We start from the raw sequence: 14,035 nt of genomic DNA, 5'->3' as shown, positions 1-14,035 counted from the left end.
TTGTCGCGGGTATGGCGGAATTGGCAGACGCGTCAGACTAAGGATCTGGTGAGCATTGCGCTCGTGATGGTTCGAATCCATTTACCCGCATTATTGATTTTGTAAGAGGCCGGCTTGTTCGGTCTCTTTTTTTAGTTAATATCAAAAGAGGTGACCTAAGTGTCAAAGAAAATTAAGCTACTAGCAACCGCTGGTTATTTACCGGCAACGGTAGTAACCAACGATGATTTGAGTCAGATTATGGAAACATCCGATGAGTGGATTGTCGCCCACACTGGCATCAAGACCCGGCGCTATGCTTTAGGCGAAAACACTTCTGACCTGGCTACTAAGGTAGGAAAAGAATTGTTAGCTAAGGCCAACCTAGCCGCCACGGATATTGATTTAATCATTGTGGCGACGATTACGCCAGATGCCCTCACACCTTCCACGGCCGCCATCGTCCAAGCCAACCTCAAGGCCCAAAATGCCTTTGCCTACGACCTGTCGGCCGCCTGTGCCGGCTTCATCTTCGCCTTAGCCACGGCCGAAAAGTTCTTGCAGGCCGGCACCTACCGCCGGGCGCTTGTGATTGCAGCCGAGACCAATTCCAAGATGATGGACTTTACCGACCGGACCTCGGCCGTCTTCTTCGGCGACGGGGCCGGTGGCGCCTTGCTTGAAGCAAGCGACGCGGGCTCTTCCGTTTACTTAGCCGAAAAATTAGTAACCCAAGGTAACAAGGAGGTCATCCACAGTGGCCGCATCGCTCCGCTATCCGCTATCGCCGCCACCAACTACCCCAAGACCGACGCCTTCTACCAAGACGGTCGGGCCGTTTACCAATTCGTCACCACCACGGTCATCGCCCACATCAAGGACTTCTTGGCCCAAAATAACCTCAAACCAAGTGACTTGGCAATGGTCATCACCCACCAAGCCAACCTCCGCTTAATCGAAGCCATCGCCACGGCCTTAGACCTGCCTTTAAGCAAGTTTGCCCAAGACGTCGTTGAGGCCGGCAACACTTCGTCGGCCGGCATCCCGCTTGCCTTAGCCAAGGCTCACGCCGCCGGCCTTCACGGCAAGGTCCTCTTATGTGGCTTTGGCGCCGGCCTCGCCTACGGCTCCATTTTGCTTGACTTATAGGAAGCAGCAAGCACACTCCCAGTTAAACACCAGTCGCAGTTAGTTAGCTGCGGCTTTTTTTGTTATTTTATAATATAAGTTCTTTGGAAAAAAGGACTATTTGTGGTTAATGAAGAATAATTCTAAAATAGGCGATAAAATATTTTAAAAAATTGCACTAAAGTTAGTGCAAAAAAGTAGTAGCCAAATTGCACTAACTATTTTGGTTGAATTGCACTTTTGCAAAATATATAAATCTTTAAAATAAATAATGTAAGGGATTTCAAAAGAGGATGGAGGTGGATTTATGATAAAAGAATTACTCAGCCTTGATAATATCCAACTTGGGGTAGACGTAGATAATTGGAAGGAGGCAATTGAAGTAGCGGCTCAACCATTACTGGAAAAAGGTGTAATTACTAGAGACTATGTTAACGCTATGGTTGAGTCGGTTATCAAGTTTGGAGCTTATATTGTTATTGGTCCAGGATTGGCTTTGGCGCATGCAAGGCCAGAGGATGGAGCAAATGAATTAGGTCTATCTATCACGACCTTAAAGACACCAGTTAATTTTGGAAGTGTGGACAATGATCCAGTAAAAATTATTTTCTGTTTAGCTGCGGTTGATAGTCATTCTCATTTGGACGTAATGCAAGCTATTGTTCGTCTATTGTATAAACCAGGTAGAATAGAAGAGTTATCTAAATCGGAAACTAAAGAAGAATTAGTAAGTAAATTATTTAACGAGGAGTGATTAAAATGGCTAAACGCTTAACTATTTATTTTATTTGTGGAGCTGGACTAGGATCTAGTTTAGCGTGTCAGATGACTGCAGAAGACGTTTTAAGAGCTAAAGGTTTTGATGAAAGATTAGAACACGATTCAATCTCATCAGTTTCAGGAATACATGCAGATATTATTGTATCGGCAGAAAATTTTGCAACACAGTTTGATAAATTTCAATTAGATCCAAGTATTAAATTGGTATTTTTACACAATATAGTGGATAAGGGAGAAATTGAAGAAAAGTTAATTCCGGTAATTGAAGAACTTCAATAGGAGGTGTGTATAGATGAAAATCATTGACTTTATCGTGCAAAACGTTTTAACTCAAGCAGCGGTTACAATTTCGTTAATTGCTTTTCTAGGGCTTATTTTGCAAAAGAAATCTATCGGTCAAGTTCTGAGTGGAACGTTTAAAACTTTATTAGGTTTCGAAGTTTTATCGGCTGGTTCTAGTATTATTCAAGCTAGTTTAGCTTACTTTGCCATCATTTTTAAACATGGGTTCCACACTAAAGGCCTTATTCCTTCAATTGAGGCAATTAATGGACAAGCAATGAATCAACTTGGTTTAGGAAACCAAATTGCACTAACTCTATTAGGTATTTTTATTGTAAATATTCTCATTGCTCGTTTTACTAAGTGGAAGTATGTGTTCCTTACAGGTCAAGCATTATTATGGATGGCCACAATGTGTACCATTGGTGGACACTTTGCAGGCTTTAATGGTATTACTAACATCTTAGTTGGTAGTGTAGTTGGGGGTACTTTTGCTACTGCAATGCCTGCAATCGCACAACCTATTGTTCGTAAAATTACAGGAAACGATTCGATTGCGTTAGGTCATTTCTGTACTATCGGTTACATGGTAGAAGCCGGTGCAGCATGGTTATTCGGTGAACGTGGTGAAAAGAAACACTCAGTTGAAGAAATTAAGTTACCTAAGAGTATGGAGTTCTTACAAGATACATACTTATCAGTAATGGTTGTTATGGTTCCACTCTATCTGATTACAGCTGCATTTGCAGGTCCTAAGTGGGCTGGTCAAGGTGCTGGTGATGTAAATTATATGGTTTATGCATTCTTACAATCAATCCAATTTGTTGTAGGTGTTTACGTATTACTTGCCGGTGTTCGTCTCTTACTTGGTGAAATTGTTCCAGCCTTCCGAGGTATTGCTATGAAACTTGTTCCGGATTCAATTCCTGCATTGGACTGTCCTGTTTTATTCCCATACTCACCAAATGCAGTTATTGTAGGTTTCATTACAACTACAATTGGTACTGTTATCGGTATGTTCTTCTTCCCAATTTTGGGGTTAGCTGTTATCTTACCAGGGATGGTTACTAACTTCTTTGCTGGTGGTACTGCAGGTATTTTTGGTAACGCTGTTGGTGGACGCCGTGGTGCAATTATCGGCGGTGTTGTCCATGGATTATTTATTACGTTACTCCCAGCACTTCTTGTAGGTGTATTAGCAAGTATGGGCTTTGCAGATTCTACAGCGACAGACGTAGATACAATTTCTGCATGTCTCTTCTATGCATGGATTATCGGACCAATTATGAAAGCGATTTAAGCGGTGGTGATATACAATGTCATTTCTAAGTAAGCTATTTGGGAGCAATAGCGATTCTAAAAAGAACGTTCCAAAACAGGAAATACAATTAACAGATGAAGAAAAGAAGTTAATTGAAACAAGCATAACTGAGTTAAATGCACAATTAGACTCAGCAGTGTCTGATGATGAAAAGGCTGATATTCTAAATAACTTGGGGATTCAAAACCAAAAAATTGGAAATAATGATGAGGCTATTAAGAATTTTGAGGAGAGTTTGAAAATTAAAGAAGCTTTTGGACCTGCATTTGATGGTTTAACAAAGCTATATAACGAAAAGAGAAAAGAAGCTGCATTTAATAAAGATGATGCACAGATTCAATATTGGGTAAAGAAAACAGATGACTTATTAGCACAATCAAAGAAGATTATGCGGTCACGTTAATATTTTGGAGATGAAGATTTATGTACAAAACCTTAAAAGAAGTTTTAACAGAAGCAACAAAACAAAATTATACTGTTGGTGCATTTAATGCTCATAATTTAGAGATGGTTCCTGGAATGATTAGAGCAGCTAAAGAAAAAGGCTCTCCAATTATTATTCAAACTTCAGTTGCTACTGCACGCTATGTTGGTATGCGTAATTTCGTGAGCGTTTGCAAAGGGATGGCGGAATCAGAATGTGTTGACGTAGTGCTACATTTAGACCATGCTCGTGACTTAAATGATATTGAAGATGCAATTGAGGCTGGTTATAGTTCAGTAATGTTTGATGGATCTTTGATGCCATTTAAGGAGAATATTGCTAAGACTAAACGTGTTGTAGATTATGCACATAAACGTGGTGTATCTGTAGAAGGAGAAATTGGTACTATCGGCGGCACGGAAGAAGGCGTTACAGTTGCAGAAGGACAATATACTAAAGTTGAAGATGCAAGGAAATTTATTGAAGAATGTGATGTTGATGCATTAGCCGTTGGTATTGGTACGCACCATGGTCAGTTTAAATCGAAAACAGAATTGAATTTTCCGTTAGTGGAAGAATTGCACAAAGAAATTGATAAACCTTTGGTTGTTCATGGTGGAACGGGTGTTAAAGAAGAAGATTATCATCGGTTAACTAATAACGGCATTAGAAAATTTAATGTTGGTACAGAGTTATTGGTTGCCTGGACTAGAAAAGCTCAAGAAATGTTTGCACAGACAGAAGTAAATACCTCATTGAGAAATAATATTGTTCCATGTAATGATGCCGTAAGTGAAATTGTTGCGCATAAAATTGAGTTGTTCATGAATAAATAATTCTAGGGCAGAGGGTAATTAAAGTGAAAAAAGCACTAATCTTATTAGCAGGTCCACCCGGGACTGGAAAAACATACTTTAAAAATATGATTATGGCTAGAAATGATAACTTTGAATCAACATCAGTAGATGTGTTCAAAGAACGCCTCTATGATGAGATAGGATTTGACAACTTAGATGAGAAAAAAGTGATAGATGACAACGCATTGTACCTTTTCTTTCAAAAAGTTGAAGAATTTATGACTTTAGGAAAATCGATTATATCGGATTATCCATTTAGCGATAAACAATATAGTGAGTTGCAAAGACTTAGTCAAAAGTATGGGTATTTTGATATTACAGTGTCTATGTATGCTGCTGATGATGTGCTGTATGAGCGCCAAAAGTCTAGAGATAAAGATGAAAGTAGACATTTAGGACACCTAATGACTCACTATCACCGTGGTGATGTGGTTAAAGATAGAAGTAAAATTGAGATAATGAAGTCTAAAAAAGAATATCTCGATTTTAATAAGAAACGTGGCTACAATGACTTTCGTCTGGGATATTTAATAAAATTTGATGTATCAGATTTTTCGAAAGCCGATTATGAGGGAGTATTACGAGAGATTAATTCACTAATAGGTTAGGGAGTAAACGGCATTGATGGATGTCGTTTACTTTTATATTACAAGGAGGATTGTAATGCTAAATAAAATAATAGACCATACCATCTTAAAAGCAGATGCAAGTAAGGATGACGTCTTAAAGGTAGTAGCGGAAGCAAAGAAATATGAATTTTATTCTGTTATGGTAAATCCATGTTGGGTTTCTATGGTACATCAAGAGTTAGCAGATACAGAAATAAAAACTGCGACAGTGATAGGCTTTCCTTTAGGTGCTACAACAATAACAGCTAAAAAAGCAGAAATGCAAACTGCGATTAATGATGGAGCTGATGAACTAGATATAGTTTGGAATATTGGTAAATTTAAATCCAAAGATGTTGAGTATATAAAAAAAGAATTGGATATATTGGTGAATGTAGCACATGAAAATGATAAACTTATAAAAGTGATAATAGAAACCGCTTTATTAACGGAAGACGAATTAAAAAAAGCTAGTATATTAGTTATGAATTCGGGTGCAGATTTCATAAAAACGTCAACAGGCTTTGCCACTAGGGGAGCAACAATTGACGATATAAAAATTATCAAGGAAATTGTTGGGGATAATATTGCAATTAAAGCTTCGGGGGGAATACATTCAGCTGAGTTTGCCAATGAACTTGTAAGGCTAGGTGCCACGAGGATTGGAACAAGTTCAAGTGTAAAAATAGTGACACAGTAAAAAATATCCAGGGAGGCGTGTTGTAATTGCTTAATCGAAAGACACAAGAGCTACTGAATTATCTAAGTGATTCACCTGGTTATGTTACACTAGAAGAATTAATGCAACATTTCAATATTTCGAGGAGGACGGTTTTTAATCGTCTAAAGGAAATCAATTCTTATTTACTCGACAATGGCTTTGAAGAAATTACTAATACACCTCGATTAGGATATCATTTGAAATCACTTCCTAATTCACATGGTTTAAAAGAACACCAAAAGTTTGATAAATTAACAAAGAAAGAGCGAATAAGTAAGGAACTTTGGGAGTTGGTCGATGGTAAAATTATATCAATAAATAAGTTGGCTCTTGAATATAACTGTACTCGAAATACAATCATAAGTGATTTCAAGGTAATTCAAAGTGAAAATCCAACTCTAAAGCTTACTAATACGAATAAAGGGAAATTTTTAATTTCTAACGAGAAAGAGATAAGGAAAATAGTTCTCAAATACATTCAGCTTAAAGATCCAATAATTATGGCAGAACTACAGAAGTTGAAGTATGACAAAGATTATAAGATAGTAGTTCGATTGTTAGCTAAAAAGCTCAATGTTATCTTGACTGAAAAAACTATTAACCATATAGCAAATTATATGAAATTTATGACTTATAGAGTAACTAATGGAAAAGTAGTTAAGTCAGTTGATAGAAGGTTAGCTTCTTTAGGGCTTAAAGACTTTTTACCAATATCGAAAGATACATTAGACAAAATTTTCCCTAATATTGAATTTCTTGATGGAGAAGCTGAGTTACTGGGAGAGATAATCGCAAGTTCACAAGCGTTAAATATCGATGTTTCGGATGATAGTTTAGATACACAATTCGAAAATCTTAGTCGGGAAATTATTTTTCGCTTCATTCAAGTGACCACTTCTCCGATAAATATGAATCCAATATTGCTAAAGATGTTAAAGAATCATTTATATTCAACCTACTTTAGGACTAAATTGGATTTTCCATTTTACTCATCTGAGATAGAAAGAATAAGGACTAAATATTCCGAAATAATTAAATATACTAAAGTTGCATGCAGACCATTAGAAAAATTTCTTGGGAAAAAACTGCCAGATAGCGAAATAGCATTGATTAGCTTATATTTAGGGGCTATAAATTATAGTGATTCATTTCTTGAAAAGCCAAGTGAAAAATTAAAAAATGCTTTAGCCAGCGATGTTCTTATTGTTTGTTCAAGTGGAATTGGAACCTCAGCGATTCTTCATAATGAACTAGCCGCAAGTTATCCAACAATACACTTTTCACCGCCATTGGAAATTAGAGAACTTTATAAAATTCGTGATTTACATGGGGCGTTAAATGCCAAGCTAATATTAACTACCACGCCCATTAATAGTAATGATTTTTCATTACCTGTTAGACAAATAAATGCTATTTTATCCAAAAAGGATAAAGGGATAGTTTCAGATGCATTGAATACTTATGTAACAAGGTTATATCAAATGTCGGAAACAACCACGGGAATTGCTGACATCATGGACGTTATTTCAAGTTATGCCGACATCAAAGATTATTCGGCCTTAAAGGACGCCCTTACATCCATGATTTCTCCAGAAAGCAATAACAAGGTGGATAACTCTAAACAATTAAGAATTGTAGATTTAATGTCGCAAAATGATATTATTTTTTCAAAGGAAAGTACAATTCAAAGAGTTATTGAGGAAGGTACTTCAGTACTGGAAAGAAAGGGCGTTGTGACAAAGGACTACTTGTCGGAAATTAATAGGTTAATTAGTCAATACGGCAACTATATGCACTTATCTAACGGTGTTTTCTTAGCTCATGCTGAACCACAAGATGGGGTGTTAAAAACAGGGTTATCATTGGTTATTTCTAAGAAAGGTATTCCCCTAAGTGATGGATCAGTAGTAAAACTTGTTTTTGTACTTGCACCAGGTACTAGTGAAGAACATAGTAAGGCCCTTTCGGAAATTGTGTCTATTGCTAGAAGTAAGGAGAAGGTACAAGCAATTGTTGATATTGGTGATAGAAATGAAATTTACCAATATCTATATTTCAATATTTAATTTCAAATTTAGATTGCAGTCTGAAAAATGAAGTGGATTTCCAGGTTTGATATATTTCAAAGTATTCTAAGAATTATTATGTTTTCTTAGAATACTTTTTACTCATAAGCAACGATAAGATTAATTTGTCACCCCATCCCCAATAGGGTATAATGTTTCCTTGGAAATCGAGGAGAGAAGGGTTATCGTGACGAAGTTTGTCTTGATTCAGGCAGTGGGGTTCTTGGGGACGATTGTCTTTTTCCTGTCCTACCAGTGCCGGGACAATAAGAAGTTATTTCAGATGCAGTTTGCATCCTATTTGTTTTATACGACCCACTTGTTGCTCTTGGGAGCGATAACGGGGGGCGTGAGTTATGTCCTAAATACCGTGCGGTCCTTTTGTTTAGGGAGTCGGGTGGCCTTTTTGCGCAGTCAGTGGATGTGTGGCCTCATTTGCTGCTTGCAGTTACTGACACTGTATGTGACCTGGGCTAACTGGTGGTCAACTTTGCCGGTGGTGGCTAACATTGCGGCCACGATTGGGGGCTACACCCATAATCCGCGCAAGATTCGGATGGTGGGGCTGACCGTAAATTCGCCACTGTGGATAATTTATGATGTGGCGGTTGGGTCCTGGGCCGGGATCTTTGACGAGTTGGCGACCTCAATTTCGGTCTTGCTTTCGATTTGGCGTTATGGCTGGAAGAATTTAGACCGGGTGGAAAATTAAAGCTTACAAGCAAAAGCACTTGCTAACTGTTGGTTTAACTTACTACAGTTGACAAGTGCTTTTTATTGAAACTTAGTTTTGCTTGCTAGTACCGCCTTCGTAGTCAGCTTCACCACTGGCCCAGACTTTGGTAGCGTAGAGCGAATTGAAGAGCAAGGCTGCTTGGAGGGCAACCTGAGAGAGGGCTGCGCCAAAAGTCCCGATGTTAGTTGCGCCAACCAGTAGTTGGTAAGCTAGGATGCCCCAGTAGATAATATTGGCTAGGTTAACGATAATCCACAGGGACCAGTTTTCTTGGAACTTGCAGATGTATAGGATCTGGGCGATGAAACTAACAACGAAGTTGATGGAATCAAAGTAAGGCAGTTGGCCGTGGAGGAGGCTTAGTAGCCACCAACCAATGCCCCAGGCTAGCAGGGCAAAGCCAAATAACAACTGGCGTTGCTTTTTAGGTAAGCTCTTGGTGAGGCTGGATTTTTCCCATAAGAACCAGCCGATTGGTTGGGAGATGACATAGAAAATATCCATGGCAAATGAACCATAGGCGTGGCTAATCCAGGCGACGTAGGTCATAGCTAGACACTGAAAGAAGCCAAAGATAAAGGAGACCTTGCGCCCCTTCATCCCGTAGATCAAACAGAGGGTTCCAAAAATTCCAGAAAACATTCCAATCCAGCTATCAGGGGCAAGCAAGTAGACGCCGACTTGTAATGCGAGTAAGAGGCTAATGTAGCCAATTTCAAATTTTTTCCAGTTACTAAAAAGTTGGTCATGCCACCATGAAATCATAACGATTCCTCCTTCTGATTAAAGTAAAAAATACTTTTAAACAAGTGTAACACTATTTTTATATAAATAAAAGTATTTTTTACATAAAAATAAATTTGGATATCAGTTAGTAAAAAAAGCCCACCCATTAATAACAAGCGTGGGTGGGGGCACTTAGTGGCCTGAGGTGAGCTTGATGCCGATAATTGAGACAATTAGGCAGGCAACAAAGATCCAGGTTAAGGGACTAAGCTGGTCGTGGAAGTAGAGGGCGCCGATGATAACGGAGCCAACGGCCCCAATCCCGGTCCAAATGGGGTAGGCCAGACTGATGGGCAGGTGTTTGGTAGCAAGCACAAGTCCGCCAAAGCTAATGGTCATCCCGATGATGGTGGCTAGCGTCCAAAGTAGGTGGCTAAAGCCGTTACTGAGTTTCATGGCGGTTGCCCACACTACTTCAAATAAGCCGGCAATAAGTAAAGAGATCCAGGCCATAAAAAATCCTCCTTCAAAACAAAAAGGGAAAGTCCCCCGTTTCTGCAAAGGCCTAACGAAACGGGTGGCTTTCCTAATAATACTTCCCGGCGGAAGTTGGCTGTAAATTAGTGTCAGTATAGCAAAATTAGCTAAGGCAAGCAAGGATGGGTAGTATAATAAAGATGAGTTTAATTAGGGGAGGAAAACTAGATGAACAATGCCAAGTTAAAGCAACTATTATCTGAAATCAGGGCCTGTAAGCAGCAGCTAGAGCGAATGGAGGCAGACGAATTCTTTAAGACCCAAACGGCGCCTTTAAAAAAGGAGTTGGCCGAATTAATAGCTACTTACCAGCAGCAAACCAAGCGTGACCCGTTAGAGCTACTAGCACGTCAGGATGAAAAACGGCGACGGACCTTTTTAGCTAACTGGCCTAAGCTTAAGGAACTGCGCTTCAGTGTGGGTGGGTATCCGGGTGATTATGCGACGGGGTTAGCGGTGATTTTGCCAAAAAAAGTGGTCTTGCTACAACAACCTCATTCGCTAATAGAAGGGACTCCTTGCCTGGTTAACCAGCTAGAGCGCAAGCAGTTTTTAACCGCGGTGCAAGCCTGTCACTTAGAAGACTGGCAACGTGAGTATTTTAACCCGCAAATCTTAGATGGGACCCAGTGGTCGCTGACCTGTTACTACCAGGACCGTAAGCAAACATTTACCGCGGAAGGAAGTAATGACTACCCTGCCAGTTATGAGCGGGTTAAGAACTTGCTGTTAACTAAGGACGAAGCTGCTAAGGAAGTTGCTTTAAACTTAATGGACCAAGAGGCGGTCACTGATTTTTTGACTACATTTTAAAACCAGCTAGCGGTTGAGCTGACAACTGCTAGCTGGTTTTTAGTTAATGCGCTTAAGCCACTTAATAAGCAGGTGGGCGACTTGCTGTTGCTGGGTGGCATTAGAGATGTGGGCGGCCTTATCACCTTGTTGGTGACCGTAGGAGCCAAAACCACCGTGGTTGCCCCCGCTAATGGTCATAAAAGTCGTATCCCTTGGCAGGTACTTTTTGTTAGCCTCATAGTGGGACCAATTCAAGACGCCGTCACGGCTAGCGGTGACTGAGAGGACCGGCAGCTTGCTGTGGTCGAGGCGGCCCTTTTGGTCGGCGTAAGCGGCTAGTAAAAAGACGCCCTTTAAGTTCTTTTTATCTGCCGTAGCGGCGTAGCGGGCGGCCATGGCTCCCCCCAGTGAGTGCCCACCGATAACGTATTGCTCGTGGGGACCGACTACTTTTTTAGCTTGATTAGGAGCAAGCACCGCTAGATTTAAAGGAAAGTGGACAATTTTGACGGTATAGCCCGCCTGGGCAAGTTGGCTAGCCCAGTTGGAATAACTAGCGGGCTCAACCAAGCCACCGGGATAAAAAACGACCGTCAGCTTGCTATTTTTCGCCTTAAAGGTGGTCACATTTTTGCTAACTGTCGCAGCTTGACTGGCTTGGTTAGCGCTGGCAGTGGGTTGGTAGGTCTTTACGTGGAGAATTATTCCAGCTAAGCCAATCAGGACTGCCAGTGTCAGCAAACATCCCCACAGGTAACGTTTGCGTTTTGGAGTTGGTGTCACTTAATTCACCCTTTCTAGTGAGGTAAATTAATTATAACAGCCATAAAAAGTAAGACGTAAGTATAAATTGGTGTTACCACATTCCCAAGACTTTCAGCCAAACAGAACCTAAGCCAATCCAAACGACCAGGTAAAAAATTCCCAGGATAAAGTTAAGTGACCACCACTTGTTTTGGGGAACGTAACCGGACCCAAATAAGACTGGGGCCGGACCTGAGGCATAGTGGGTGGTCGAACTCATCAGGTTTCCAAAGTAAGCCAATAAGAGGGCAGCGAGCATTGGTGGCACCTTGAGGGACAAGGCTACCGCCAAAAAGGCCCCGTACATGGCGGTGATGTGGGCGGTGGAACTGGCAAAAAGGTAGTGGGAATAAAAGAGGGCGCCAATTAAAAGCACCAGTGCTAAAAACCAATTCAAGCCACTTAGGGAGTTGCCAATTACCTTGCTGAGCCAGGGAATAAAGCCCAAACTACTTAGGGAACCGGCCATCATCACCAGGACGGAAAACCAGGTGAGGGTGTTCCAGGCCCCGCTTTCTGCCAAGACATCTTGCCAGGATAAGACCCCGGTGAGCAGCAAGGCGAGGGCTAAAAAGGCGGCTAAGGTAGCGTCGATGCCTAGAAAAGAGCCAGTAATCCACAAAATTAAGGCGCAGATAAAAATGACGGCCATAATTTTTTCGGGCAGGCTGATAGGCCCCATTTGAGCCAGTTGGTCTTTGGCCCAGGCCTTAGCGTTCGGGGTGGCCTTAATTTCTGGCGGATACAACTTATAAATCAACCAGGGAACGACGATTAGGGAAACTAAACCAGGGACCAGCGCCCCTAAAAACCAGTCCATCCAGCTGATGGTGACCCCGTTACTCTTGGCTAAGGTTTGGGCCAAGGGGTTACCTGCCATTGCGGTCATAAACATGGCGGCGGTAATCATGTCGCCGTGATATTCGGCAAAGATTAAAAAGGATCCGATTTTGCTGGCAGTTCCATCCTTAGGGTCAGAACCAAATGACTGCGAAAGCGACTTGATGTGGCTACTGAGCAGTAAGTCTTAGCTAAAATCAATCGGATTGTTTGGTAGTTTTCCCTGGTTCGGATGACTACGGCTGGGCCAGCTTTGTCAAGTGCAAGGTGACCGAACTCTTACGCTCATTCAAATCACAGTCGGCCTAATCGGGAGCATGGTTATGTATCTTGTGGGATTCAACTGTCCCCGTAACAGCCTTAGACAAACAAGTCCAGACTTATAATGATTTGTAATACTCACCAAACTTTTCCATTGCCTTTAGTACTTGTAACAATTCTTTGCCTAAATCAGTCATACCATACTCTACTTTAGGCGGTTTAGTTTGATAATCCTTTCTAAAAATAATCCCATCTTCGCATAGTTGTCGTAAACTATCAGTTAACACCTTTTGAGAAATTCCATCAAGTGAACGCTGTAGTTCATTAAAGCGCCAATTCTTTTTCATTAAATTACGAATAATTAATAACTTCCATTTACTTCCAATCAAATCTACTGTAGTAGCAATCGGACAATCTGGTAACTCACTTTTTTTTTTCAATTAATTCACCTATTATACAATTCTTTTCATTTAAAATAACTATTAATTTGAATGACATATAAAATATTACAATTTCCATGGATAATAATCAACAAAACAATATATCAACTACATAAACTTGAAAAAATTACTTGTTAACCTCTTTTTATTTAGCATTACATATACTTACGCGAATTGCTAGTTTGGCTATTACCTAAAATTTCTAGATTATGAGCCATAGATTCAATGTGAGCTCGTAATCCGTCCAACCTCCGAGCATAAGTATATTCACTTACTACTGAAGTGAGCATTGAAAAAGTTGTCTCAATTAATCGTTTAGTCCGTTTTAAAACTAGATTACTCTGTTCCTTAGTCCCCTTTTGTTACTTATTACGAGAGTAGATACTTACAAAAAAGTGCGTACTAGTTGCGGAATATATTTAGTATTATTCTATTACTTGTAGCAAGTTTAATTATTGGAGGAATAAATCATGGAAAATTTCAAAAAAATTACTGTAACTGATATACCTAGAACTGAACTGCACGATATTTTAAATCTTACTGGAGCTGAGATTAGTATCAATACCTTACCAGCTGGAACCTCCGTTCCTTTTTCGCATTACCATAAAGCTAATGAAGAAATTTATGGCATTTTAAATGGGGCTGGTACTGCTTTGCTTGATGGAAAAAATGTGAACTGAAACTTGAAAGCAAAAAAGAGCATAAAAATTCTCTATTCTCTTGATATAAG

Annotated in this window: 16 protein-coding genes, 1 tRNA gene and 1 pseudogene; 13 read left to right on the top strand and 5 right to left on the bottom strand. The window is 40.1% G+C overall.

Annotated elements, in window-relative coordinates; all coding sequences use genetic code 11:
* The first annotated feature begins 5 nt into the window (after positions 1 to 5).
* The 11 genes from FC14_RS02650 to FC14_RS02600 all read left to right on the top strand — a co-directional run bounded on the left by FC14_RS02650 (position 6) and on the right by FC14_RS02600 (position 8,878).
* Positions 6 to 90: transfer RNA gene (locus FC14_RS02650), tRNA-Leu, on the top strand.
* A 69-nt stretch (positions 91 to 159) separates the two neighbouring features.
* Positions 160 to 1,128: a beta-ketoacyl-ACP synthase III gene (locus FC14_RS02645; protein ID WP_056976343.1), complete on the top strand. Its 969-nt coding sequence runs from the start codon at positions 160 to 162 to the stop codon at positions 1,126 to 1,128.
* Positions 1,129 to 1,414: 286 nt separating this feature from the next.
* The gene (locus FC14_RS02640; protein WP_056976340.1) at positions 1,415 to 1,861 is read left to right on the top strand and encodes a PTS sugar transporter subunit IIA; all 447 of its coding nucleotides are present in this window, start codon (positions 1,415 to 1,417) and stop codon (positions 1,859 to 1,861) included.
* 5 nt (positions 1,862 to 1,866) lie between these two features.
* Positions 1,867 to 2,166 (top strand): PTS sugar transporter subunit IIB, encoded by a 300-nt coding sequence (locus tag FC14_RS02635; RefSeq protein WP_056976338.1) that lies wholly within the window; start codon positions 1,867 to 1,869, stop codon positions 2,164 to 2,166.
* A gap of 13 nt (positions 2,167 to 2,179) precedes the next feature.
* Complete coding sequence (locus FC14_RS02630; RefSeq protein WP_056976336.1) at positions 2,180 to 3,469, top strand: PTS sugar transporter subunit IIC; 1,290 nt, start codon at positions 2,180 to 2,182, stop codon at positions 3,467 to 3,469.
* Between the two features lie 16 nt (positions 3,470 to 3,485).
* On the top strand, positions 3,486 to 3,893 hold the full coding sequence (locus FC14_RS02625; protein WP_056976334.1) for a tetratricopeptide repeat protein: 408 nt from the start codon (positions 3,486 to 3,488) through the stop codon (positions 3,891 to 3,893).
* A 20-nt stretch (positions 3,894 to 3,913) separates the two neighbouring features.
* Positions 3,914 to 4,750: a class II fructose-bisphosphate aldolase gene (locus FC14_RS02620; RefSeq protein WP_056976332.1), complete on the top strand. Its 837-nt coding sequence runs from the start codon at positions 3,914 to 3,916 to the stop codon at positions 4,748 to 4,750.
* Between the two features lie 23 nt (positions 4,751 to 4,773).
* Positions 4,774 to 5,379, top strand: a complete 606-nt coding sequence (locus FC14_RS02615) for an AAA family ATPase (protein WP_056976330.1) — start codon at positions 4,774 to 4,776, stop codon at positions 5,377 to 5,379.
* Positions 5,380 to 5,434: 55 nt separating this feature from the next.
* Positions 5,435 to 6,079, top strand: a complete 645-nt coding sequence (deoC, locus tag FC14_RS02610; protein ID WP_225440791.1) for a deoxyribose-phosphate aldolase — start codon at positions 5,435 to 5,437, stop codon at positions 6,077 to 6,079.
* Between the two features lie 26 nt (positions 6,080 to 6,105).
* Positions 6,106 to 8,166 carry a BglG family transcription antiterminator gene (locus tag FC14_RS02605; protein WP_056976326.1) on the top strand — a complete coding sequence of 687 codons (2,061 nt, stop codon included), beginning with the start codon at positions 6,106 to 6,108 and terminating at the stop codon, positions 8,164 to 8,166.
* Positions 8,167 to 8,353: 187 nt separating this feature from the next.
* On the top strand, positions 8,354 to 8,878 hold the full coding sequence (locus tag FC14_RS02600) for a YgjV family protein (RefSeq protein WP_202813002.1): 525 nt from the start codon (positions 8,354 to 8,356) through the stop codon (positions 8,876 to 8,878).
* 72 nt (positions 8,879 to 8,950) lie between these two features.
* Here the strand turns inward: FC14_RS02600 and pnuC are convergent, their stop codons facing one another.
* The gene (pnuC, locus tag FC14_RS02595) at positions 8,951 to 9,667 is read right to left on the bottom strand and encodes a nicotinamide riboside transporter PnuC (RefSeq protein WP_056976324.1); all 717 of its coding nucleotides are present in this window, start codon (positions 9,665 to 9,667) and stop codon (positions 8,951 to 8,953) included.
* Positions 9,668 to 9,820: 153 nt separating this feature from the next.
* Complete coding sequence (locus tag FC14_RS02590) at positions 9,821 to 10,141, bottom strand: DMT family transporter (protein WP_056976322.1); 321 nt, start codon at positions 10,139 to 10,141, stop codon at positions 9,821 to 9,823.
* A 192-nt stretch (positions 10,142 to 10,333) separates the two neighbouring features.
* Here FC14_RS02590 and FC14_RS02585 point away from each other — a divergent pair, with 192 nt between their 5' ends.
* Positions 10,334 to 10,978, top strand: a complete 645-nt coding sequence (locus FC14_RS02585; protein ID WP_056976320.1) for a hypothetical protein — start codon at positions 10,334 to 10,336, stop codon at positions 10,976 to 10,978.
* A 39-nt stretch (positions 10,979 to 11,017) separates the two neighbouring features.
* On the opposite strand, the gene FC14_RS02580 is transcribed toward FC14_RS02585, so the two are convergent.
* The 3 genes and pseudogenes from FC14_RS02580 to FC14_RS02570 all read right to left on the bottom strand — a co-directional run bounded on the left by FC14_RS02580 (position 11,018) and on the right by FC14_RS02570 (position 13,305).
* The gene (locus FC14_RS02580) at positions 11,018 to 11,743 is read right to left on the bottom strand and encodes an alpha/beta hydrolase (RefSeq protein ID WP_420890256.1); all 726 of its coding nucleotides are present in this window, start codon (positions 11,741 to 11,743) and stop codon (positions 11,018 to 11,020) included.
* A 73-nt stretch (positions 11,744 to 11,816) separates the two neighbouring features.
* Positions 11,817 to 12,770: pseudogene (locus FC14_RS02575) on the bottom strand (DASS family sodium-coupled anion symporter); the annotation flags it as partial.
* Between the two features lie 214 nt (positions 12,771 to 12,984).
* A complete protein-coding gene (locus tag FC14_RS02570; protein WP_056976318.1) occupies positions 12,985 to 13,305 on the bottom strand; it encodes a winged helix-turn-helix transcriptional regulator in 321 nt (106 codons plus the stop codon).
* Positions 13,306 to 13,775: 470 nt separating this feature from the next.
* On the opposite strand from FC14_RS02570, the gene FC14_RS02565 reads away from it, so the two are divergent.
* Complete coding sequence (locus tag FC14_RS02565) at positions 13,776 to 13,985, top strand: cupin domain-containing protein (protein WP_235804496.1); 210 nt, start codon at positions 13,776 to 13,778, stop codon at positions 13,983 to 13,985.
* Positions 13,986 to 14,035: the final 50 nt, after the last annotated feature.

It is taken from the genome of Ligilactobacillus agilis DSM 20509, from assembly GCF_001436215.1.
GTDB lineage: Bacteria > Bacillota > Bacilli > Lactobacillales > Lactobacillaceae > Ligilactobacillus > Ligilactobacillus agilis.
This window is presented reverse-complemented; position numbering and strand designations above follow the sequence as displayed.

Excerpts from the sequence above, each read along its gene's own strand:
- FC14_RS02640 (WP_056976340.1), top strand. The coding sequence starts at position 1,415 with ATGATAAAAGAATTACTCAGCCTTGATAATATCCAACTTGGGGTAGAC.
- FC14_RS02635 (WP_056976338.1), top strand. The coding sequence starts at position 1,867 with ATGGCTAAACGCTTAACTATTTATTTTATTTGTGGAGCTGGACTAGGA.
- FC14_RS02630 (WP_056976336.1), top strand. The coding sequence starts at position 2,180 with ATGAAAATCATTGACTTTATCGTGCAAAACGTTTTAACTCAAGCAGCG.
- FC14_RS02625 (WP_056976334.1), top strand. The coding sequence starts at position 3,486 with ATGTCATTTCTAAGTAAGCTATTTGGGAGCAATAGCGATTCTAAAAAG.
- FC14_RS02620 (WP_056976332.1), top strand. The coding sequence starts at position 3,914 with ATGTACAAAACCTTAAAAGAAGTTTTAACAGAAGCAACAAAACAAAAT.
- deoC (WP_225440791.1), top strand. The coding sequence starts at position 5,435 with ATGCTAAATAAAATAATAGACCATACCATCTTAAAAGCAGATGCAAGT.
- pnuC (WP_056976324.1), bottom strand. The coding sequence starts at position 9,667 with ATGATTTCATGGTGGCATGACCAACTTTTTAGTAACTGGAAAAAATTT.
- FC14_RS02590 (WP_056976322.1), bottom strand. The coding sequence starts at position 10,141 with ATGGCCTGGATCTCTTTACTTATTGCCGGCTTATTTGAAGTAGTGTGG.
- FC14_RS02585 (WP_056976320.1), top strand. The coding sequence starts at position 10,334 with ATGAACAATGCCAAGTTAAAGCAACTATTATCTGAAATCAGGGCCTGT.
- FC14_RS02565 (WP_235804496.1), top strand. The coding sequence starts at position 13,776 with ATGGAAAATTTCAAAAAAATTACTGTAACTGATATACCTAGAACTGAA.